A 4,002-nucleotide genomic window follows, 5' to 3' on the forward strand; every position below is an offset into this window, starting at 1 on the left:
ATCCGGGGTTCCGTGCTTCGACAGCCGTCCGGCTACGGTCAGTCGCCGGAGCCGGGGGTGGTCTTGGCGATCTGCATCAGGAACTCGGCGTTGCTCTTGGTCTGCTTCATCTTGTCCAGGAGCAGCTCGATCGCCTGCTGCGAGTCGAGCGCGTGCAGCACCCGGCGCAGCTTCCAGACGATGGCCAACTCCTCGTTGCCGAGCAGGATCTCCTCCTTGCGGGTGCTGGAGGCGTCCACGTCGACGGCCGGGAAGATGCGCTTGTCCGAGAGCTTCCGGTCGAGCTTGAGCTCCATGTTGCCGGTGCCCTTGAACTCCTCGAAGATCACCTCGTCCATGCGCGAGCCGGTCTCGACCAGCGCGGTGGCCAGGATGGTCAGCGAGCCGCCGTTCTCGATGTTGCGCGCGGCACCGAAGAACTTCTTCGGCGGGTAGAGCGCGGTCGAGTCGACACCACCGGACAGGATGCGGCCGGAGGCCGGCGCCGCCAGGTTGTAGGCGCGGCCGAGTCGGGTGATCGAGTCCAGCAGGATGACCACGTCGTGGCCCAGCTCCACCAGGCGCTTGGCACGCTCGATGGCCAGCTCGGCGACGGTGGTGTGGTCCTCGGCCGGGCGGTCGAAGGTCGAGGAGATGACCTCGCCCTTCACCGACCGCTGCATGTCGGTGACCTCTTCCGGACGCTCGTCGACCAGGACGACCATCAGGTGGCACTCGGGGTTGTTGTGGGTGATCGCGTTGGCGACCGCCTGGAGCACCATGGTCTTGCCGGTCTTCGGCGGCGCGACGATCAGACCGCGCTGGCCCTTGCCGATCGGCGACACCAGGTCGATGATCCGGGTGGTCAGCACGCCCGGGTCGGTCTCCAGGCGCAGCCGCTCCTGCGGGTACAGCGGGGTGAGCTTGTTGAACTCGGGACGGCCGCGGCCGCTCTCCGGGTCCATGCCGTTGACGGAGTCCAGCCGCACCATGGCGTTGAACTTCTCGCGGCGCTCGCCCTCGCGCGGCTGGCGCACCGCACCGGTGATGGCGTCACCCTTGCGCAGGCCGTTCTTGCGGACCTGGGCGAGCGAGACGTAGACGTCGTTCTGGCCCGGCAGGTAGCCGGAGGTGCGCACGAACGCGTAGTTGTCGAGGATGTCGAGGATGCCCGCGACCGGGATCAGGACGTCGTCCTCGCCGATCTGCGGCTCGACGGTGCCGGCCTCGAAGCCCTCGCGGCCACGGCGGCCACGGCGGTCGCGGTAGCGCCCGCGCCGGCCACGGCGGCCCTCGCCGAACTCGTCGTCCTCGTAGCCGCCCTGCTGGGCCTGCGGCTGCTGGGTCTGCTGGCCCTGGCGGCCCTGCTGGTCGGCCTGGCCGCCCTGCTGCTGGCCGCCGCCCGGCTGGGCCTGGCGGTCGGCGCGCTCGCGGCGGTTGCGGCGGTCGCGCCGCGACTCGCGGCCCTCGCCGTCCTGGGGCTCGCCGCCCTCCTGACGCTCGGTGCGCTCGCCGCCCTCACGGCGCTCGCGCCGCTCACGGCGGTCGCGACGGCTCTCGCGGCCGTCCTCACGGCCCTCGAAGCCACGGGTCTCGGCCGGGCGGGCCTCGGCCTGCTTCGGCTCGGCGACCGCGACGGCGGCGGCCTCGGTCTCGCCGGCCGGGGCGGTGGGGGCGCCGGCGGCCGCGGTGGCGCGGCGGCGGGTGCGCTCGGTGCGGGCGGGCGCGGCGGTCTCCGCGGCGGCCTGGACCGGGATCTCGATCTGGGCCTGCGACTCGGCGGCGGCGGCCGCGGCCTCGGCGGCCTTGGCGGCGGCCTTGGTGCGGCGGGCCGGCTTCTCGGCCGGGGCCTCGGCGTCCGCCTTGGCGGCGGTGCGCTTGGTGGCGGCCGGGGCGGCGCCACCGGCGGCGAGCAGCGGGTCCCCGCCGCTCTTCTCCTTGATGGTCTCGATCAGCTGGCTCTTGCGCATGCGCCCGGTACCGGTGATGCCAAGGTCCGCGGCGAGCTTCTGGAGCTCGGCCAGGACCATGCCGTCCAGGCCCGCGGCGGCACTGCGGCGGCGCCGCGCCGGAGCAGCGGGGGCGGCGGCTGCGTCCGACGCGTCGGCGTCCGGGCGCGCGCCCATCAGATCGGTGGAGTCGCTCACTAAGGGTCCTTCCCTGGAGCGGACGTCGGCCTGTCTGGCTCGGCGACCGGTTGTGCTGTCCTGACCAACGCTCGACTGCGTCGGTCCGAGGCGGTGATCCCTCGAATGGCGGGAGCCCGTCGAGGGAGAGCTACGTACGAGGTGCGGTGCATGAAGCACGGTGGTGCTGAGTGGCGCGTGGGCCGGTCGTGTGTCGACCTCCCCTGAGGGCGTAACCCCCACGCTCCCTGCGAATCCCGGGCCCCCGTCGCGTGACGGTGGCCCGCGCTCCGCCCGTCCTGGCCTCTAGGTGGGAGGCCGCGGGTGGGAGTCAGGTGCCGTCACGGCTTCGGGATGCGACCGCGTGTCGCGCAGGCAGGCTGCGTACGCGCTGCGGTGGGCTCCCGGAGAATCGTCGCCCCGTGCATCGCCGGGACTCCACTGCCGTGGAGTGCTGGGATCGGGACGCGCGCACCTAGCCCCGGAGGGCACCTGGTGCAGCAATGAGGTTAACACTACCGACCCCCTCAGACATTCCCCAGCCTTGCGCTTGCCAATCGTGTCCGTCGGACCCGGCTCGGCAGGGTGCCGTCGCCGGGCCCCGAGCGGCCCGTTCGGGCTGCTCAGACGTCCAGCGGGAGCACGACGGCCCCGGTGCGGTCGACGTCCAGCCGGTGCGCGGCGAACGCCGGGTCGCCGCCGTGGCCGTGGTGCCCGGCGAAGGAGAGCACCTTGTCGGCGCCCGCCTCGTCGGTGAGCGCCAGGACGGTCGGGCCGGCCCCGGAGACGACCGCGGGGACGCCCTCGGCGCGCAGCGCGCCGACCAGGGCGGCACTGTCCGGCATGGCGGAGGCGCGGTAGTCCTGGTGCAGCCGGTCCTCGGTGGCGGCGAGGAGCAGCTCGGGACGCCGGGTCAGCGCCTCCACCAGCAGCGCGGAGCGACCGGCGTTGACGGCCGCGTCGGCCAGCGGGACGGTCTTCGGCAGCAGGCCGCGCGCGGTCTCGGTGAGCACCTCGCCGGCCGGCACGAACACCACCGGGACGACCTGCGCGGACGGCTCCAGCACGATCGCCTTGGCCGACTCCTCGTCGGTCCAGGCGATGGTGAAGTTGCCGCGCAGACAGGCCGCGACGTTGTCCGGGTGGCCCTCCAGGTCGGAGGCGAGGGCCAGCAGCGCGTCGTCGTCCAGCGCGGACGGGCCGCCGATGGTCACCGCACGGGCGGCCACGATGCCGGCGCAGATGGCGGCCGAGGAGGAGCCGAGGCCGCGGCCGTGCGGTATCCGGTTGGCGCAGACCACTTCGAGGCCCCGCGGCTGGCCGCCGAGCCGGTGGAAGGCGGCGCGCATCGAGCGGACCAGCAGGTGGCGCTCGTCGCGCGGCAGTGTGTCGGCCCCCTCCCCGGCGATGTCGACGGAGAGGCCGGAGTCGGCGACCCGGACGACCACGTCGTCGTACAGACCCAGCGCGAGCCCGAAGGCGTCGAAGCCCGGGCCGAGGTTGGCGCTGGTCGCGGGAACCCTGACCCGGACGGCGGCGGCACGGAACGCAGGACCGGCCATGCGGTGGACTCTCCTGGGGAAATCGGGCGGCGCGGAGCGCGTCGTCGGTGCGAGGGTGGGGGAACGGACCGCGGCCCCTCGGGGGGCGGGCGGTCCCGGCGGTCGGCTCGGCCCGGACCCGCCGGGCCCGGGGCATGTGCCACACGGCCGAGGCCAGAGTATCGAAGAGAGGTTCCCAAGCGGTACACCCCGTGGGCCTTCGATCTGGTGTGTTGCCGGTTCTGGCCGGAATGCACACCCCCCTCCGTCAAAGAGAGGGGCGGAAACGGATCGCAATGCGAAGCCCAATTGACACAAAAGTGTCAGTGGAGAACTCCGACGGGCCGACCCCGAAA

The 4,002-nt window shown here is 73.3% G+C and carries 2 protein-coding genes; both read right to left on the bottom strand.

All coding sequences use genetic code 11. From position 1 onward, the window contains the following. Nucleotides 1-38 precede the first annotated feature (38 nt). The gene (gene rho, locus ACFU7Y_RS41235; RefSeq protein WP_380771534.1) at nt 39-2,126 is read right to left on the bottom strand and encodes a transcription termination factor Rho; all 2,088 of its coding nucleotides are present in this window, start codon (nt 2,124-2,126) and stop codon (nt 39-41) included. 602 nt (nt 2,127-2,728) lie between these two features. Next, nucleotides 2,729-3,667 (bottom strand): homoserine kinase, encoded by a 939-nt coding sequence (gene thrB, locus ACFU7Y_RS41240; RefSeq protein WP_380771536.1) that lies wholly within the window; start codon nt 3,665-3,667, stop codon nt 2,729-2,731. Between the last annotated feature and the right edge of the window lie 335 nt (nt 3,668-4,002).

Source organism: Kitasatospora sp. NPDC057542, from assembly GCF_042801945.1.
GTDB lineage: Bacteria > Actinomycetota > Actinomycetes > Streptomycetales > Streptomycetaceae > Kitasatospora.